Annotated in this window: 1 rRNA gene; it reads right to left on the bottom strand. The window is 55.3% G+C overall.

Annotated elements, in window-relative coordinates:
* Window positions 1–9: 9 nt before the first annotated feature.
* Window positions 10–1,408, bottom strand: a 23S ribosomal RNA gene (locus AC6CHY_RS19930); the annotation flags it as partial.

The raw sequence follows: 1,408 nt of genomic DNA, 5'->3' as shown, positions 1-1,408 counted from the left end.
GTGGTGTTTGTGGTTTAAGTTGTCGGCCTATTAGTACAGGTCAGCTTCACGAGTCTTTAGTCCTCGCTTCCACATCCTGCCTATCAACCCAGTGGTCTGGCTGGGGGCCTCTCACACTCAAAAGTGTATGGAAATCTCATCTCGAAGTGGGCTTCCCGCTTAGATGCTTTCAGCGGTTATCCCTTCCGAACGTAGCTAATCAGCGGTGCACTTGGCAGTACAACTGACACACCAGAGGTTCGTCCGTCCCGGTCCTCTCGTACTAAGGACAGCTCTTCTCAAATTTCCTGCGCGCGCAGCGGATAGGGACCGAACTGTCTCACGACGTTCTAAACCCAGCTCGCGTACCGCTTTAATGGGCGAACAGCCCAACCCTTGGGACCTACTCCAGCCCCAGGATGCGACGAGCCGACATCGAGGTGCCAAACCATGCCGTCGATATGGACTCTTGGGCAAGATCAGCCTGTTATCCCCGAGGTACCTTTTATCCGTTGAGCGACGGCCGTTCCACAACGTGCCGCCGGATCACTAGTCCCGACTTTCGTCCCTGCTCGAGCTGTCGCTCTCACAGTCAAGCTCCCTTGTGCACTTACACTCGACACCTGATTGCCAACCAGGCTGAGGGAACCTTTGGGCGCCTCCGTTACTCTTTAGGAGGCAACCGCCCCAGTTAAACTACCCATCAGGCACTGTCCCTGACCCAGATCATGGGCCGAAGTTAGGTGACCGGTACAGCCAGAGTGGTATTTCAACGATGACTCCACCCGAACTAGCGTCCGGGCTTCACAGTCTCCCACCTATCCTACACAAGCTGCACCGAACACCAATACCAAACTATAGTAAAGGTCTCGGGGTCTTTCCGTCCTGCTGCGCGTAACGAGCATCTTTACTCGTAGTGCAATTTCGCCGAGTTCATGGTTGAGACAGCGGGGAAGTCGTTACTCCATTCGTGCAGGTCGGAACTTACCCGACAAGGAATTTCGCTACCTTAGGATGGTTATAGTTACCACCGCCGTTTACTGGGGCTTAAATTCTCAGCTTCGCTCCAAAGAGCTAACCGGTCCTCTTAACCTTCCAGCACCGGGCAGGAGTCAGTCCGTATACATCGTCTTGCGACTTCGCACGGACCTGTGTTTTTAGTAAACAGTCGCTTCCCCCTGGTCTCTGCGGCCCACACCCGCTCGCGCCAGCAAGTGGCGTCCACGGGGCAGGCCCCCCTTCTCCCGAAGTTACGGGGGCATTTTGCCGAGTTCCTTAACCATGATTCTCTCGATCGCCTTAGTATTCTCTACCTGATCACCTGTGTCGGTTTGGGGTACGGGCGGCTAAAACCTCGCGTCGATGCTTTTCTTGGCAGCATAGGATCACCGAATCACCCCCCAAGGGGGGCGCCTATCGGATCTCAGGC

This window comes from Paeniglutamicibacter sp. GQ140 (assembly GCF_059759235.1).
Note: the sequence above shows the minus strand (reverse complement) of the source record. Positions and strands in the feature narration are given on the sequence as shown.